Genomic DNA, 14,837 nt, shown 5'->3' on the forward strand with positions numbered 1-14,837 from the left:
TTTTCCCCACCCGCTCGGGTGGGGAATTTTTTTAAATTTAAGCTTGAACAATTTGAACATAAACAGTTCTACTTCTAGGTCCATCGAATTCGCATAAGAAAATCCTTTGCCAAGTTCCAAGGGTGAGTTTCCCGTCGAAGATGGGCACACAAACTGAACTTCCAATCAAAGAGGCTTTTATGTGTGAATCTGAGTTACCTTCTGAATGCCTATAGTTATCGTTCAAAGGAACAAGTTGGGACAATTTTTTCAATATATCAAATTTCACAGATTGATCATAACCTTCGTTGATAGTTACACCGGCAGTAGTATGGGGAACAAAAACAACACAAATACCACTTTTAACTCCTGATTCATCAACTATTCGCTGCACCATGCTCGTTATATCCACAAATTCGTCTCTTTGAGAAGTTCTTACGTTCAGAACTTTCACGTTTTTCACCCTCATTCGAACATGACGTTTGTTATTATCACTATATACCCATTGTGCTCTTCAAAATCGACTTTCACTTTTTGCGGGTCTACCTTGAAAGTATCGCTAACCCAAGAGATGATTTTCTCCTTGATTTTTTCAGAATTTTCTTCAAACTCACTTTTTGGAACGATTTCTGTCACTGCGACAGGTCTTCGACGCTGTAAAATTGCTTCCAACCTTTTGTACGCCGTTTCTCTGCTTTTTTCCTTCTTTCTTCTTTTGAACAATCCAAACAACCACATTTTGTATCATCCCCTTTTCCTTCCGAAGAGGTTTTTGAAAAAGGTCAGAAAACCTTTTTCAGACATCTGAGCGATGTCTTCCTCCAGTGGAATGTCTTCTCCCTTGATCCTTTTTGCTATGTTTTCAAAAACCTTTGAAATCCCAAAATCACCGTTTAAAACCACAGGAAGACCTTTGTTCGTAGCTATGATAACCTCTTCGGAATCGGGCACAATACCTATGATGTCCAAGGCCAAGGTAGCTTTGACATCCTCTTGAGTTAGCATTTCTCCCGCCTTAACCATTTTTATTTTGAATCGGTTCAAAATTACCTTCATCGTTTTTTCGGTGAATCCAAAATTTTCAAGCAAACCGACCACTCTGTCAGCATCAGATATGGCTGGTATTTCCGGTGTGGTTACGATCAAAGCTTGTTCGGCCGGAGCCACAGCGTTTCTAAAACCTCTTTCTATCCCGGCGGGAGAATCGATTATTATGTAATCGAAGTTTGGATACAAACTTTTCACGATGGCTTTCATATCCTCCGGCGATACCATTTCTTTGGTTGCAACTTGTGATGCTGCGAGCAAGTACAAATTCCTAATTTGTTTATGTCTAACAAGAGCATCCTGGGGACTAACTTTTCCATTCACAACATCCAGTAAGGTGTAAACCACGCGGTTTTCTAATCCAAGAACAACGTCCAAGTTTTTCAAACCGATATCCGCATCTATCAAGCAAACCTTTTCTCCAAATTTTGCGAGGGTACAACCTAAATTTGCCGTGATGGTTGTCTTACCTACGCCACCCTTCCCAGAGGTGACAACGAAAACCTTTGCCACGCTACCACCACCTTTGAAAATTCTTTTTCAATAAATTTTACCACATGATCTTTTTTAGTGCTTGACATACAAGATATTGTGGTGGTAGAAAACTTTGTCAATATTTTGGTGAAGTGGTAGAAAACTTCTAAACACCACATGAATAAACGATTTTTTAGTGGTAGAAATCTTTAAATGCTCATGAATAGCCAATATTTTTGCAGTGATTAAATGTTAGACGATTTTCACCAATAAACGATTTTGCTTTCAAAATGTTTATTAGAAGTTTTCTACCACCTATTTTTTCGCTTTTGAAGAGTTTTTTGGAAGTTTTCTACCACTTATCTACCAGTTTTCTACCACTTTTTCTACCACTATCTAGTTGAACGATTTTGCTGATTAGAACTGCTTTTTCGTTGTTTGAAAAAAGTTTTCTACCACCCTTTATTATGTATTTCTACTAACTATGGGATAAAATATTGTGGTAGAAAATTTCATAGAAAGGGGCGGTAATATGTTGGCAAAGTATTGGATGAATCCTGATTTTCCACATGTAAAAACAGGTGCAACTGTTCAAGAAGCACTTTCAGTTATGAGGAAAAACAGAACTGATTATTGCGTGCTTTTGGATGAGAACAATGTTTTCCAAGGATTTGTTTACCGTGCAAACATTGCTGAAGTACAAATGGATTCACCTGTTGACAGCTTTGTGGCTTTTCCAGATTATTACGTCTACGAGGACAGTTACATCGAAGAGGTTGCTTTAACGTTTAGAGAGTCACATGAAACTTGTCTAGCTGTTGTCGATAAAAACCTCGTTATGAAAGGTGTTTTGACTTTATCAGAGATTTTGGATGCTTTTGTCGCCATGACCGCTATGGATGAACCTGGAACGAGAATCCTTTTGAAGCTTGAAGACAAACCTGGAGAATTGAAAAAGGTACTAGATGTTTTGGCGGAAAATAAGATGAATGTGTTGGCAGTTAACACTGTCAAGGACAACGGTTATAGAAGAGTTTCGATAAAAGTCGATATAAAAGATCCAAAAGTAGTGGAAAAGGTCCTACAAACGTATGGAGTAAAGTACGAAAAACTGGCAAAGGAGGAAGGCTTCTGAAAGCAATAATAGCCTTAGTTCAAGGTGCTACCGAGTTTTTGCCTGTTTCAAGCTCTGGGCATATAGTCTTGCTTGGAAACCTTTTTAAGGTAGAAACCGATGTTTCCCTAACTGTTTTGCTTCATCTTGGAACACTGCTTGCAATTTTGATTTTTGCAGCAAAACATATCCTACGAGTTTTAAAGAAACCAAGGTTGATTTTCCTTGTGATTTTGTCAACTCTGCCGGCTGCTTTGATTGGAATTGCATTTGATGAAATAATCGAAAAGACTTTTCAAAAGTTGGAATATTTACCGGTATTCTTTTGCATAACTGCTTTGCTCTTGGCTTTGGCAAGCGCAAAAAATGGTTCAAAAACGATGGAAGAAATGAAAGCTTTGGACTCTTTGATCATAGGAATCTTTCAAGCTGCTGCAATTTTTCCGGGAGTATCAAGAAGCGGTGCAACCATAGCTGCTGCAATACTCCTTGGTTTTGACAAAAAAGATTCTTTGGGATATTCCTTTTTGCTCGCAATACCAGCTATAACTGGTGCCGGATTGTTGAAAGCCGAAACTTTCAAAATAGCAGATTTGTATCTTCTTTTACTTAGTTTTGTTTCAGGATTGGTTGCACTTTTTGTTCTAAGAAAAATCGTACTTGCGAACAAACTTAAGGTGTTTTCAGTTTATTGTCTCGTGGTGGCTTTGATGAGTTATCTTTTGAGGTGATGCATGTGAAATTTGAAGTGTTAATACCAGGTGGAACGATCAGGGTAAGCCCTTATGTTTTTGCTCCTTATTCAACAGTATGCCTTTTGTACGATGAAAAAAGGCTTATTTTGATTGATCCTGGTGGCTTTCCTGCCTATGAAGCTTTGGAAAAGGTTTTGATGGAGAAGAACATCAAACCAGAAGATGTTTCAGACATTTTGATAACACATGTTCATATGGATCACATATTCAACACGGTTTTCTTCAAAAATGCTACAGTTTACGTTCACGAAAAAGCTTTGGAAAGAAAGTACGCTGACTTTGGGCCATTATCTGGTAAATTGTATTCAAACGTTGTATATTCTTGGAAACAAGTTCAAACTCTAAAGGGTGGAGAAACGTTGTTTAATTGCGTCAATGTTTATTTTACGCCGTATCATTCTTCGGATCACCTTTCGTTTTTGATTGAAACTGAGAACATGGGGAAGGTTTTTGTGACAGGAGATATATGTCTGACCAGGATCGATTACTACGAAATGATCAAAGGTTACAGAAACGACGATGCGGCGAAATTTATAAGAGAAATGTCAAAAAACTGCGATTGGATTGTTTTTCCACACGGTGAGCCTTTGAAAGTGGGGCAAAAAGAAAGAGGGTGAAAATATGATAGAAGAATTTGTCAATTACCGCGAAAGGCTGAACAAGTTGATAAACGAAAAAGGCAATTTGCACACCAAAAGATTTTTCAACTTGGACTCGCAAGTTTATGCGGACGGAGCTTTGAGTGCAAAGACCAAGGAAATGCTAGGTTTAGTTGCATCGATGGTTTTAAGATGCAACGACTGCATACTTTATCATCTTATAAGGCTTGTTCAGCTTGGTGCAACTGATGATGAACTTTTTGAAGCTTTCAACGTTGCTTTGGTTGTTGGCGGATCTATTGTGATACCGCATTTGAGAAAAGCAGTGGAAGCCCTCGAGGAATTGAGGGAGATGGAGAGAAATGGCAAAACTGTTTCTCTTTGATGGTACAGGTTTAACTTATCGAGCATATTACGCTTTGGATCAATCTTTGAGCACAAGTACGGGCATCCCAACCAATGCCACTTACGGCGTTATGAGAATGATGATAAAGTTTCTGAAGGAAAACGTCAAAATAGGCGATTGCGTCGCCTTTGTGATGGATAAGAAAACGAAAACTTACAGGCATGAGATTCTTGCAACGTACAAGGCGCAGAGAAAACCTGCTCCAGACGCGATGATCCAGCAGATTCCGTACATTCAACGGGCCGTTGAAGCTCTTGGGGTTAAGGTTTTGGCTTACGAAGGATGTGAAGCAGACGATGTGATAGCAACTTTGGCTAAGAAGGGAAGAGATATTTTTGATGAAGTGATTATCGTCTCGGGTGACAAGGATGTATTGCAGCTCGTCGATGATAAAATAAAAGTTTTCAGGCCTACTAAAGGCATCTCTGAGCTAGAACTTTTCGATGCAAAAAAGGTTAAGGAAAGATTTGGCGTTGAACCATCTCAAATAGTCGACTTATTGGCTTTGATAGGAGACAGCGTCGACAACGTTCCAGGTGTTAAAGGAATAGGTGAGAAAACTGCGGTTGAATTGGTAACTAAATATGGAAGCATCGAAAATATAAAGCAAAAGATAGATCCAAACAGCAAGGTCGGAAAACTGATTCTTTCAAATTGGGAAGATGCCGAAAAAAGCAAAAAATTGGTTACATTGATGACCGATCTAGATCTGAAGGTGAACTGGGAGGAATTAATTTATCAAGGTTTCAAGAAGGAAGAACTTGCAGAATTTCTGAAAGAAATGGAATTTGCAAGCATAATGAAAGAACTTGGAATTTACAAAACGCAAGAAGAAGAAGAGGGTTCTTATCAAAGCGTGACAAGCGAAGAAAAGTTTTTGGAATTGGTTGAGAAAATAAAGAAGAGTCAATACTTTGTCATCGATCTTGAAACCGATTCTTTATCGCCTTTGGATGCAAAAATAGTTGGATTTTCTGTTTCCCTTCCATCTAAAGTTAGCTACTACGTTCCGATAGCGCATAAGCAAGGACCGAACATCAGGAAAGAATTGGCTTTTGAAAAACTGAAGGAAATTTTGGAGGATAAATCCGCAAAAGTCGTTGGACAGAATTTGAAGTACGACTACAGTGTTTTGAGAATGCACGGGATAAATCCTGTCACACCACACTTTGATGTTATGATCGCCGCTTACCTTTTAAATCCTGACGAAAAGAGGTTCAGCTTGGATGAACTTGCCCTAAAGTTTTTGAACTACAAGATGATAAGTTTTGAAGAAATAGTGAAAAGTTCATCTCCGCTTTTTGGTCCAACTACTTTTGCCGATGTTTCTGTGGAGGACGCAACTAGATACTCAGCCGAGGACGCAGATGTTACAAGAAAGCTTTATGAGCTTTTCATAGTCAAACTTCACGAACAAGATTTAACCGATGTTATGGAGAAAATTGAAGTACCCTTGATACCGGTTTTGGTTGAGATGGAGCTAAATGGTGTTTACATAGATGTTGACTATTTGAGATCTTTGTCGAGTAAATATGCGACGAAGATGAATCAATTGGCGGATGAAATATTCCGCTTGGCTGGAGAAGTTTTCAACATAAACTCTCCAAAGCAAATAGGGTACATTCTTTTTGAAAAACTCAAGATAAAGCCAAAAAAGCGAACACCCACCGGGGAATTTTCCACAAGAGCCGATGTACTGGAAGATTTGATCGATGAACATCCGATTGTGCCTTTGATTTTGGAATACAGAAAATATCAAAAACTCAAGTCGACTTATTTAGATGTGCTACCACAGCTTGTTCATCCTAAAACAAAAAGGGTGCACACAAGTTTTCATCAAACGGGAACTGCCACAGGAAGACTTAGCAGCAGTGACCCCAATCTTCAAAATCTTCCCACAAGGCATGAAGAGGGAAAGGAAATAAGAAAGGCAATCGTTCCACAGGAAAAAGGTTGGTGGATATTGAGCGCCGATTATTCACAAATAGAATTGAGAGTTTTAGCACATCTAAGCTCGGATGAACGTCTTGTTCAAGCGTTTTTGAACGACGAAGACATACATGCTCTGACTGCTTCAAAGATTTTCAAGGTGGATTTAAAAGAGGTAACACCTCAGATGAGATCGATTGGAAAACTTGTGAACTTTTCGGTCATCTACGGTGTGTCACCGTATGGTTTGGCGCAGAGAACAGGTTTAAGCTACGAAGAAGCGCAGAGGTTCATAAAAGAGTACTTCGAGCTCTATCCACAAGTTAGAAGTTACATTGAAAAAACGATAAACTTTGCCAGAGAAAAAGGATACGTTAGAACACTTTTTGGTAGAAAGAGAGAAGTACCACAGCTTAGATCGAAAGATAATTACGTAAGGCAAGAAGGTGAAAGGATAGCGATTAACACACCTGTCCAAGGAACAGCTGCCGATATAATGAAACTTGCGATGATAGATGTTTATAAAAAAATTAAAGAGAATAATCTCAAGGCAAAGATGATTCTGCAGGTTCACGATGAACTGGTCTTTGAAGTCCCAGAGGATGAACTTGAAAAGGTAAAAGAAATCGTCAAAACAAGTATGGAAAATGTGGTAAAATTACTAGTACCACTGAAAGTGGAAATCGAAGTTGGTCAAAGTTGGGAATAGGAGGAATGGTTAATGGACGTAAGAGTTATCAATGCGTTGTTAAATGCAATTGTTAGCACTTTTGAATTTTTGCTTGGAGTGAAGCCAAAAGTCGGTAGACCAAATGTGCTGAAAGAGATTCGACCAAAATACAACTTGGTTACGATAATAGGTTTTGTTGGAAGCGCTGAAGGAAGTTTGATTTATTCCTTTAAACCAGAGCTCGCTTTAAAGGTAGTCTCAAAGATGATGGGTAACACATACGAAACTGTCGATGAATTTGTCATGAGTGCGGTTGGAGAAATAGGTAACATGATAGCAGGTTCTATGGCTGTGAATTTGGAAAAAATAGGTGTGAAGATAACCATAAGTCCTCCCACGGTTGTTGCGGGTAAAGAGTTAAAAGTGACAGTTGAAGGCTTTGTGGTGGGATTACCAGTGGGTGTATTTGAAGAAGAGGATTCTGAAATTGTCATTTCTTCAAAGGGATCCATTTTGATAATGCCAAAACATGAGTAGGTTTGCCATCTTCTTTCAATTTGGGGTAACGGTTGTTTCAAATATCCTGGTAGGGACCGTTCTTGGTTATTACATCGATAAGTGGACTTTCAACAACAAAGTTCTTTTTGTTGTTTTCATATTCCTGGGGATTGCGTCAGGCCTGTACAACGGCTTTAAATTTTTGCTGAAGGAAGCTGAAAAGTATGACAAGCGCGATAAAAAAGATGATAAAAGTGATAATCCTTTTAGGACTGATTGAAATAGGTTTATTCTTAGTTTTCTTTGGTGGAAAAGCCGCCATATGTGTTATCTTAGGCTTATTTGCTTCGTTAGTCAACCTGCTACTTCTTTGGCGTGATGTTAGAAAATGTGTTGTCAAAAGAAAGCCAATGCTTGTATCAGGATATTTGATTCGCTATACTATAAGTGGCGTAACTTTAGCATTGGCTAGTTTGATATCAATTCCGGGTGTCTTTGGGGCATTCGTTGGATTGATGAACGAAAAGTTTGCGGCCTTTTTATCCTGGAGGTGAACGGGTGAAAATAAAGCTCTCGAGAAGAGCAAAGATTGGTTTGACAATCTTTCTTGTCGTTTACCTTGCGATAGGAATACCAAACGCAATAATACTTTCCAAACAAAGTATGTCTGAAGCCTTTAAAAATGTTGCCAATCGATGGATTGTTCAACTTCCTTTTGGACAAAGTGCTTTTTTACGAATTAATCCTTTAACTTTGATCATGACATGGATGATAATGATATTCCTTGCGTGGTTTGCCTTTTCTCTTAGAAAACCAAAACTTATTCCTGATAGGAAACAAGCCGCTGTTGAAGCTTTGTTTGAATACATTTATGATATGGTTGAAACTGCCATACCAGATCAAAGATTTATCAGACCAACTTTTTACGTTGCCTGTACGATATTCATCTTTGTTGCGTTTTCAAACATTTTGGGTGGTGCAATTCCAGGTATAACTGTTGAAGCGAACTCCCAGGGTCAAGTTATAAAGGTTGTTTTGTTTTCAGATACCTGGTTTTCTCCGACGGCAGATATAAACACAAATGCTACATTAGCTGTCATGGTTTTCTTCATAAGTCAGATTTTTGGAATAAAAGCGAAAGGAATCAAAGGTTGGTTGAAGTCATGGTTTGAACCTCTTCCTTTCATGTTTCCAATGAATGTGATTGGTGAGCTTTCAAAACCAATATCCCATTCTTTAAGGCTTTTTGGAAACATAGCAGGCGGAGCATTGTTGACTTATCTTTTAAGCTACATGGTCAAGTATCTTTTCATGCCAATTGTTTTTTGGGGATTCTTTGGCTTGTTTGTCGGTTTGATTCAAGCTTTGGTTTTTACTGTGCTTGCAATAGCTTATATTGCGTCAGCCATATCTTAAAAGGAGGGGTTTTTGATGGAAAATGGTCCAACGATTGCTGAAGCTTTAATTCAAATGGGAAAATTCATAGGAGCAGGTATTTGTATGGGATTTGGTGCCATTGGGCCAGGTATAGGTGAAGGTCACGTTGGACGTGGAGCAATGGAGGCCATGGCAAAGCAACCTGAACTCATGGGTACTTTAACAACGAGAATGCTTCTCTCGCAAGCTGTTTGTGAAACAACAGGTTTGTACTCCTTGTTGATCTCAATTTTGATACTTTTCGTTCTATAAACGAATTTTATCTTGAAAAGTCGAAGAAGCAGTTCAAAAAATCTTCTTTGCAATCCATCGTGGCCTTTTGTTTTGCCTGCTGAGGAGGGACAGTATGGAGAAAGAGCTTCTTGATTTTTTCGCAGAACTTGAGAAATTCATTCAAAGCACCCCAAAGTTCACAGAATCACTGGTGTGGCTTGGAAGATTTCTAGGAGCGGGTATTTGCATAGGAGCAGGGGCATTAGGTCCTGCGATAGGAGCAGGACACGTTGGTGATGGAACTATGGAAGCTATGGCAAGGCAACCTGAATTGGTTGGGACGATGACGATACGAATGTTGCTTGCTCAAGCTGTTTGTGGAACAACGGGGCTTTATTCGTTGTTGATAACGTTGTTGATTTTGTTTGCAATTTGAGGTGATTGAAAGTGGGCTTTGTCGAAATTAATTTGACGAGTTTGATTCAATTGATCAACTTTTGCGTATTGTTGGTCCTACTTTACAAATTGCTCTACAAGCCACTTATGAACGTGGTTGATAAAAGACGCGAAAAAGTTCAATTTGAGCTTGCACAAGCAGAAAGAGAAAGACAAGAAGCTTTGGCTTTGAAAAAAGAAGCTGAAAATATCTTGGTGGAAGCAAGAAAGCAAGCCGAGCAAATCGTTGAGAATGCAAGGCAAAAAGCAGAGCAAATGATAAATCAAGCAAAGAGCCAAGCTAAAGAGGAGGCTGAAAGGATCATAGGCGCTGCAAAGGTTCAAATTGAAAAAGAAAAACAACAAGTTTTGGAGGAAATTGAAAGAAGAGCAACCGAGATTGCCGTTGTTTTGGCAATGAAAATACTTCAAAATGTTTTAGATGAGAAAGCCAAAAGAGAATATTTGATCAACATCCTCCAGAGGGAGAACTTAAAATGAGGTACGTACAAATCGCACCAAGGTATTCAAGGGCTTTACTGATGGTTGCACAAGAACTTGGAAAGGTTGAAGAGTATCGAAAACTTTTAGTCGTCGCAAGCGAAGTTTACAAAAAACTCAAAGATGCTTTGGACAATCCAACCATTTCTGCGGAAAAAAGGTGTGAAAAACTTGTCAAAGTTTTAGAATCAATGGGTTTTTCCGTTGACAAACCTTTTAAGAATTTCTTAACGATTTTGTTTGAGAAGAAAAGGCAGAAGGCCTTTCCGTTGATAGTCAGATACTTTGAATTGATGGAGATAGAGTTCCAAATGAAAGTACCTGTCGTGCTTGTGATGCCTTACGAACCAAGTGATGAAGAACTCAAGGTTTTAAAAGCGTTTGTTCAAAGATATACCAAACGCGAACCAGTGTTTGATTTGAAAATAGATCAAAGTTTGATTGCAGGATCGATTTTGGAGTTCGAAGGAAAAAAATTGGATATTTCTGTTACTGGAAGGTTAAAGAGAATAATCCAAGGAGTTTTGGAAAAGAGGTGATAAAAGTTGAGAATAAGCCCGGGAGAAATTTCGAAAATTTTGGAAGAAAAAATCAAGGAATTCAAAGAGGAGATAGACCTTCAGGAAACAGGATGGGTAGTTCAAGTTGGAGATGGTATAGCACGCGTCTATGGATTGAACAACGTAATGATGAACGAATTAGTTGAGTTTGAGGAGACCGGAGTAAAGGGTTTGGCATTTAACCTGGAGGAAGACAACGTTGGTGTTATACTCCTTGGAGATTATTCCAAGATAAAAGAGGGACACAAGGTCAGAAGGCTTAAAAGAATCATCGAAGTTCCTGTCGGTGAAGAATTGCTTGGTAGAGTTGTCAACCCACTTGGAGAACCACTGGATGGACTTGGACCAATTCAAGCAAAGCATACAAGAAAGGTTGAAATAAAAGCACCCGGTGTGATTTACCGACAGCCTGTTAACACACCGCTTCAAACTGGTATAAAAGCCATAGATGCCATGATTCCTATTGGTAGAGGTCAGCGTGAGTTGATAATAGGAGATAGGCAAACCGGGAAAACTGCGATTGCAATAGACACGATAATAAACCAGAAAGGCAAAGGAGTTTACTGCATATACGTTGCAATTGGTCAAAAAGCAGCGGCAGTTGCCAGGATAGTCGAAAAACTGAAAGAATTCGGGGCCATGGAGTACACAACAGTTGTTTTTGCCTCCGCTTCAGATCCAGCAGCAATTCAGTACCTTGCACCATACGCAGGATGCGCCATGGGAGAGTATTTCATGTACACCGGCAGGGACGCGTTGGTGGTTTACGATGATCTTTCAAAGCATGCCGCAGCTTACAGGCAATTATCTTTGCTTTTGAGAAGGCCACCTGGAAGAGAAGCTTACCCTGGAGATATCTTTTACCTTCATTCCAGGCTCTTGGAAAGAGCTGCAAGGTTCAGCGATGAATACGGTGGGGGTTCTTTGACTGCGCTACCGATAGTTGAAACTCAGGCAAACGATGTTTCTGCTTACATTCCAACCAACGTTATATCCATCACCGACGGTCAGATTTACTTAGAGCCTGGGTTGTTCTACGCTGGTATCAGACCGGCCATCAACGTGGGTTTGTCGGTGTCGCGTGTTGGTGGAGCAGCTCAGATAAAAGCGATGAAACAAGTAGCAGGAATGCTCAGAATAGAACTTGCACAGTTCAGAGAACTTGAAACTTTTGCACAGTTTGCATCTGAGCTTGATCCAGCCACGCGTGCGCAGATCATAAGAGGACAAAGACTCCAGGAACTTTTGAAGCAAGATCAGTACAGCCCGATGCCGGTTGAAGAGCAAGTTGTGGTTTTGTACGCTGGGGTAAATGGATACCTCGATGAGCTACCAGTTGAGGCAGTTAGAAAGTTTGAAAAGGACTTCCTTGATTACATGAGAAGTTCGTACGCCCACTTGTTGAGAAAAATAGCCGAAGAAAAGCAGCTGACCAAGGAAATAGAAGATGAGTTGAAAAAAGCCATCGAGGAATTTTTGAAAGGATGGCATGAAAAATGAGCAGGGGAAAACTTAGGGCAATAAAAAGAAAGATACAAGCAACGACGTCTTTGATGAAGATAACAAAAGCCATGGAAATGGTCGCCAGAGCGAGAATTAAAAAGCTGGAAGAAGGTTTTAGACAAGCAAAGAATTACATAGAAGGTGTCGAAAAGGTATATAGACAAATAGATTTTCAGTTTTGCAATCATCCGTTTGTGGTTGGTTCTGGAAAAAAGATACTTGTGGCGATTGGAAGCGATATGGGATTGTGTGGCGCTTTCAACGCTGAAATGGCAAGCCAGGTGGAAAAAGTCCTAAACGACTACGATGGTTTAATAACAGTTGGGGCAAAACTTGGTGCGCATTTTTCTGGCTCATCGAAGCTGATCAAAGCCTATCAGAGGATGTACGAAATACCTACCTTTAGTTTTGCATCACTTTTAACGGAAGAATTGATAACCCTTGGTGGAAACGTGGATGTTCTTTATGTTAAATTCATAAACAAGCTTGTTCAAAAGCCTCACCTTTTAAAGTTGACACCTTTGAAAACGGAGGGAAAAGTCAACAGGTACGAGTACGAACCTATGAGCGAAGAACTAGCAGCAAGCTTTGCCAAGTTTTACGTGGTTTCAAAGCTTTTTTACCTTTTGTACGAAACCAAGCTGAGCGAAATGTATTCAAGGCAAAATGCCATGAGAAATGCCACAGAAAACGCCAAAGAAATGATAAGAAAATTGACCTTGGAGTACAATAAAGCAAGACAAGCGTCTATCACGCAAGAACTGATTGAGATCGTTACTGGAGCAGAAGCGCTGAAGGAAGAATAGGAGGGATGAACTTGCCTGGAAAAGGTTACATAGTAAGGATAATAGGCCCAGTTGTAGACGTTAAGTTCGATGAATCGGAATTACCAGATATATACAACGCTCTTGAAACGATAAATCCACAAACGGGTGAAAAGCTGGTTTTGGAAGTGGAACAACTTCTTGGAGATAACATTGTGAGAACAATAGCTCTTGATTCGACCGATGGTTTAGTCAGAGGGCTTGAAGTTGTTGACACAGGTAGACCGATTGTGGCACCGGTTGGAAGAGGAGTGCTCGGAAGAATTTTAAACGTCGTCGGCAAACCAATAGACGAAAAAGGTGAGATAATTGCGGACGACTATTGGCCGATTCATAGACCAGCTCCAAAGATAACCGAACAAAAAACTGAAATTGAAATCTTAGAAACAGGTATAAAGGTTATAGACCTTCTTGCTCCGTTCCCAAAGGGTGGGAAGATAGGTTTCTTCGGAGGAGCCGGCGTTGGAAAAACAGTTTTGGTGATGGAGCTTATAAGAAACATAGCGATAGAACAGAAAGGTTTTTCGGTTTTTGCAGGTGTTGGAGAAAGAACCAGGGAAGGAAATGAACTGTGGTTGGAGATGAAGGAAGCAGGAGTTTTGGAGAATACGGTTTTGGTCTTTGGACAGATGAATGAACCTCCTGGAGCAAGGTTTCGAGTTGCTTTGACTGCTCTCACCATTGCAGAATACTTCAGAGATGTGGAAGGAAGAGATGTTCTTTTGTTCATAGACAACATATTCAGGTTTGTTCAGGCTGGGAGCGAGGTTTCTGCACTTTTGGGTAGAATGCCATCCGCAGTGGGTTATCAACCAACACTTGCGACTGACATGGGAGAGTTGCAAGAGAGAATAACATCGACTCATAGGGGATCCATTACTTCTGTTCAAGCCATCTACGTTCCAGCTGACGATATAACTGACCCAGCTCCAGCAACAACCTTTTCGCATTTGGATGCCTTCGTCGTGCTTTCAAGAAAAATAGCAGAGCTTGGAATTTATCCCGCAGTTGACCCGCTTGACTCTACTTCGAAAATTTTGGATCCAGCGGTTGTGGGTTGGGAACACTATAAGGTTGCAAGAGGAGTTCAAGAGGTTTTACAAAGATACAGAGATTTGCAGGATATAATCGCAATACTGGGAATGGAAGAGTTGTCTGAAGAAGATAAACTCATTGTTCAAAGGGCAAGAAAAATACAAAGATTTCTCAGTCAACCCTTTTTTGTTGCCGAGAGGTTCACAGGTGTTCCTGGAAAGTATGTTCCAATATCCGAAACTGTTAGAGGTTTCAAAGAGATACTTGAAGGTAAGTACGATGACCTTCCGGAGCAAGCGTTCTTCATGGTTGGAACAATTGATGAAGCTGTAGAAAAAGCCAAGAAGCTGATGCGAGGTACTGTGGTATGATAGAGGTTGAAATTTTATCGCCAACTTCGGTTTGTTGGAAAGGTAAGACAAGTTTTGTGCTGGTGAGAACAGTCGTTGGTGCCATGGGAATTCTTCCAAGAAGGGCACCCATCGTTGCTCAGCTTGCCGTTGATTACGTTAGGTGTGTTACAGAAAATGGCGAAAAAGTTTTTGCCACCTATGGTGGTTATATGAGTTGTGATGGGGAAAGCAAGATTACCATAGTGGCGAGCGTTGTTGTTCCTGCCGAAGAACTTGATCCACACGTTTTTAAAGATGCCAGAGAGCGTGCGGAGAAGCTGATGGAGTTTGAGAAAAAGCTTTATAAAAACGCAAAGGTAGAGGTGGACGTTAAGAAGGGAAAGTGAGAAATGATTTATTTCCTTTTGGTGGGAGGTATATCGCTGTTGATCCTTTCGATATTTCTTTTCTCAAAATCATTTTCCGAGCTTTCATGTCGGACTATTTGGTATATTTCAATCGCGTT

The 14,837-nt window shown here is 40.0% G+C and carries 20 protein-coding genes; 17 read left to right on the top strand and 3 right to left on the bottom strand.

Translation table 11 applies throughout. The annotated features are described in order from the left end of the window. Positions 1-37 precede the first annotated feature (37 nt). The 3 genes from THETH_RS01325 to minD are packed head-to-tail and all read right to left on the bottom strand — an operon-like array spanning position 38 to position 1,539. Positions 38-448 carry a secondary thiamine-phosphate synthase enzyme YjbQ gene (locus THETH_RS01325; RefSeq protein WP_041446341.1) on the bottom strand — a complete coding sequence of 137 codons (411 nt, stop codon included), beginning with the start codon at positions 446-448 and terminating at the stop codon, positions 38-40. Beyond that, positions 445-717: a cell division topological specificity factor MinE gene (locus tag THETH_RS01330; protein ID WP_013931590.1), complete on the bottom strand. Its 273-nt coding sequence runs from the start codon at positions 715-717 to the stop codon at positions 445-447. Before THETH_RS01330 ends, THETH_RS01325 begins: the two co-directional genes overlap by 4 nt. Positions 718-723: 6 nt before the next feature. Next, positions 724-1,539, bottom strand: coding sequence for a septum site-determining protein MinD (gene minD, locus THETH_RS01335; RefSeq protein WP_013931591.1), 816 nt, complete (start codon positions 1,537-1,539; stop codon positions 724-726). A 493-nt stretch (positions 1,540-2,032) separates the two neighbouring features. Here minD and THETH_RS01340 point away from each other — a divergent pair, with 493 nt between their 5' ends. From THETH_RS01340 to THETH_RS01415, 17 genes are all read left to right on the top strand, one after another. After that, positions 2,033-2,635: a CBS domain-containing protein gene (locus THETH_RS01340; RefSeq protein WP_013931592.1), complete on the top strand. Its 603-nt coding sequence runs from the start codon at positions 2,033-2,035 to the stop codon at positions 2,633-2,635. 8 nt (positions 2,636-2,643) lie between these two features. Continuing rightward, positions 2,644-3,345 carry an undecaprenyl-diphosphate phosphatase gene (locus THETH_RS01345; RefSeq protein ID WP_157723365.1) on the top strand — a complete coding sequence of 234 codons (702 nt, stop codon included), beginning with the start codon at positions 2,644-2,646 and terminating at the stop codon, positions 3,343-3,345. Beyond that, a complete protein-coding gene (locus tag THETH_RS01350) occupies positions 3,345-3,986 on the top strand; it encodes an MBL fold metallo-hydrolase (protein ID WP_407635679.1) in 642 nt (213 codons plus the stop codon). The genes THETH_RS01345 and THETH_RS01350 overlap by 1 nt, the downstream gene beginning before the upstream one ends. A gap of 4 nt (positions 3,987-3,990) precedes the next feature. Next, on the top strand, positions 3,991-4,353 hold the full coding sequence (locus tag THETH_RS01355) for a carboxymuconolactone decarboxylase family protein (RefSeq protein ID WP_013931595.1): 363 nt from the start codon (positions 3,991-3,993) through the stop codon (positions 4,351-4,353). Further along, on the top strand, positions 4,331-7,012 hold the full coding sequence (polA, locus tag THETH_RS01360) for a DNA polymerase I (RefSeq protein WP_013931596.1): 2,682 nt from the start codon (positions 4,331-4,333) through the stop codon (positions 7,010-7,012). Before THETH_RS01355 ends, polA begins: the two co-directional genes overlap by 23 nt. 12 nt (positions 7,013-7,024) lie before the next feature. After that, entirely contained in the window at positions 7,025-7,510 is a 486-nt protein-coding gene (locus THETH_RS01365; RefSeq protein WP_013931597.1) for a chemotaxis protein CheX, read from the top strand. Beyond that, complete coding sequence (locus THETH_RS10435) at positions 7,503-7,751, top strand: AtpZ/AtpI family protein (RefSeq protein WP_013931598.1); 249 nt, start codon at positions 7,503-7,505, stop codon at positions 7,749-7,751. Before THETH_RS01365 ends, THETH_RS10435 begins: the two co-directional genes overlap by 8 nt. Beyond that, positions 7,696-8,025, top strand: a complete 330-nt coding sequence (locus tag THETH_RS01370) for an ATP synthase subunit I (RefSeq protein ID WP_013931599.1) — start codon at positions 7,696-7,698, stop codon at positions 8,023-8,025. The genes THETH_RS10435 and THETH_RS01370 overlap by 56 nt, the downstream gene beginning before the upstream one ends. Positions 8,026-8,029: 4 nt before the next feature. Then, positions 8,030-8,887: a F0F1 ATP synthase subunit A gene (gene atpB / locus THETH_RS01375; protein ID WP_013931600.1), complete on the top strand. Its 858-nt coding sequence runs from the start codon at positions 8,030-8,032 to the stop codon at positions 8,885-8,887. A 15-nt stretch (positions 8,888-8,902) separates the two neighbouring features. Next, positions 8,903-9,160 carry a F0F1 ATP synthase subunit C gene (locus tag THETH_RS01380; protein ID WP_013931601.1) on the top strand — a complete coding sequence of 86 codons (258 nt, stop codon included), beginning with the start codon at positions 8,903-8,905 and terminating at the stop codon, positions 9,158-9,160. Positions 9,161-9,299: 139 nt separating this feature from the next. Next, positions 9,300-9,557 (top strand): ATP synthase F0 subunit C, encoded by a 258-nt coding sequence (atpE, locus tag THETH_RS01385; RefSeq protein ID WP_041446502.1) that lies wholly within the window; start codon positions 9,300-9,302, stop codon positions 9,555-9,557. 11 nt (positions 9,558-9,568) lie between these two features. Continuing rightward, entirely contained in the window at positions 9,569-10,057 is a 489-nt protein-coding gene (gene atpF / locus THETH_RS01390) for a F0F1 ATP synthase subunit B (protein WP_013931603.1), read from the top strand. After that, the gene (locus THETH_RS01395; protein ID WP_013931604.1) at positions 10,054-10,596 is read left to right on the top strand and encodes a F0F1 ATP synthase subunit delta; all 543 of its coding nucleotides are present in this window, start codon (positions 10,054-10,056) and stop codon (positions 10,594-10,596) included. The genes atpF and THETH_RS01395 overlap by 4 nt, the downstream gene beginning before the upstream one ends. Positions 10,597-10,602: 6 nt before the next feature. Next, on the top strand, positions 10,603-12,117 hold the full coding sequence (gene atpA, locus THETH_RS01400) for a F0F1 ATP synthase subunit alpha (RefSeq protein ID WP_013931605.1): 1,515 nt from the start codon (positions 10,603-10,605) through the stop codon (positions 12,115-12,117). After that, the gene (atpG, locus tag THETH_RS01405) at positions 12,114-12,926 is read left to right on the top strand and encodes an ATP synthase F1 subunit gamma (RefSeq protein WP_013931606.1); all 813 of its coding nucleotides are present in this window, start codon (positions 12,114-12,116) and stop codon (positions 12,924-12,926) included. Before atpA ends, atpG begins: the two co-directional genes overlap by 4 nt. A 5-nt stretch (positions 12,927-12,931) precedes the next feature. Beyond that, positions 12,932-14,350, top strand: coding sequence for a F0F1 ATP synthase subunit beta (atpD, locus tag THETH_RS01410; protein WP_041446342.1), 1,419 nt, complete (start codon positions 12,932-12,934; stop codon positions 14,348-14,350). Next, complete coding sequence (locus THETH_RS01415) at positions 14,347-14,718, top strand: F0F1 ATP synthase subunit epsilon (RefSeq protein ID WP_013931608.1); 372 nt, start codon at positions 14,347-14,349, stop codon at positions 14,716-14,718. Before atpD ends, THETH_RS01415 begins: the two co-directional genes overlap by 4 nt. Positions 14,719-14,837 lie beyond the last annotated feature (119 nt).

This window comes from Pseudothermotoga thermarum DSM 5069 (genome assembly GCF_000217815.1).
Classification (GTDB): Bacteria; Thermotogota; Thermotogae; order Thermotogales; family DSM-5069; genus Pseudothermotoga; species Pseudothermotoga thermarum.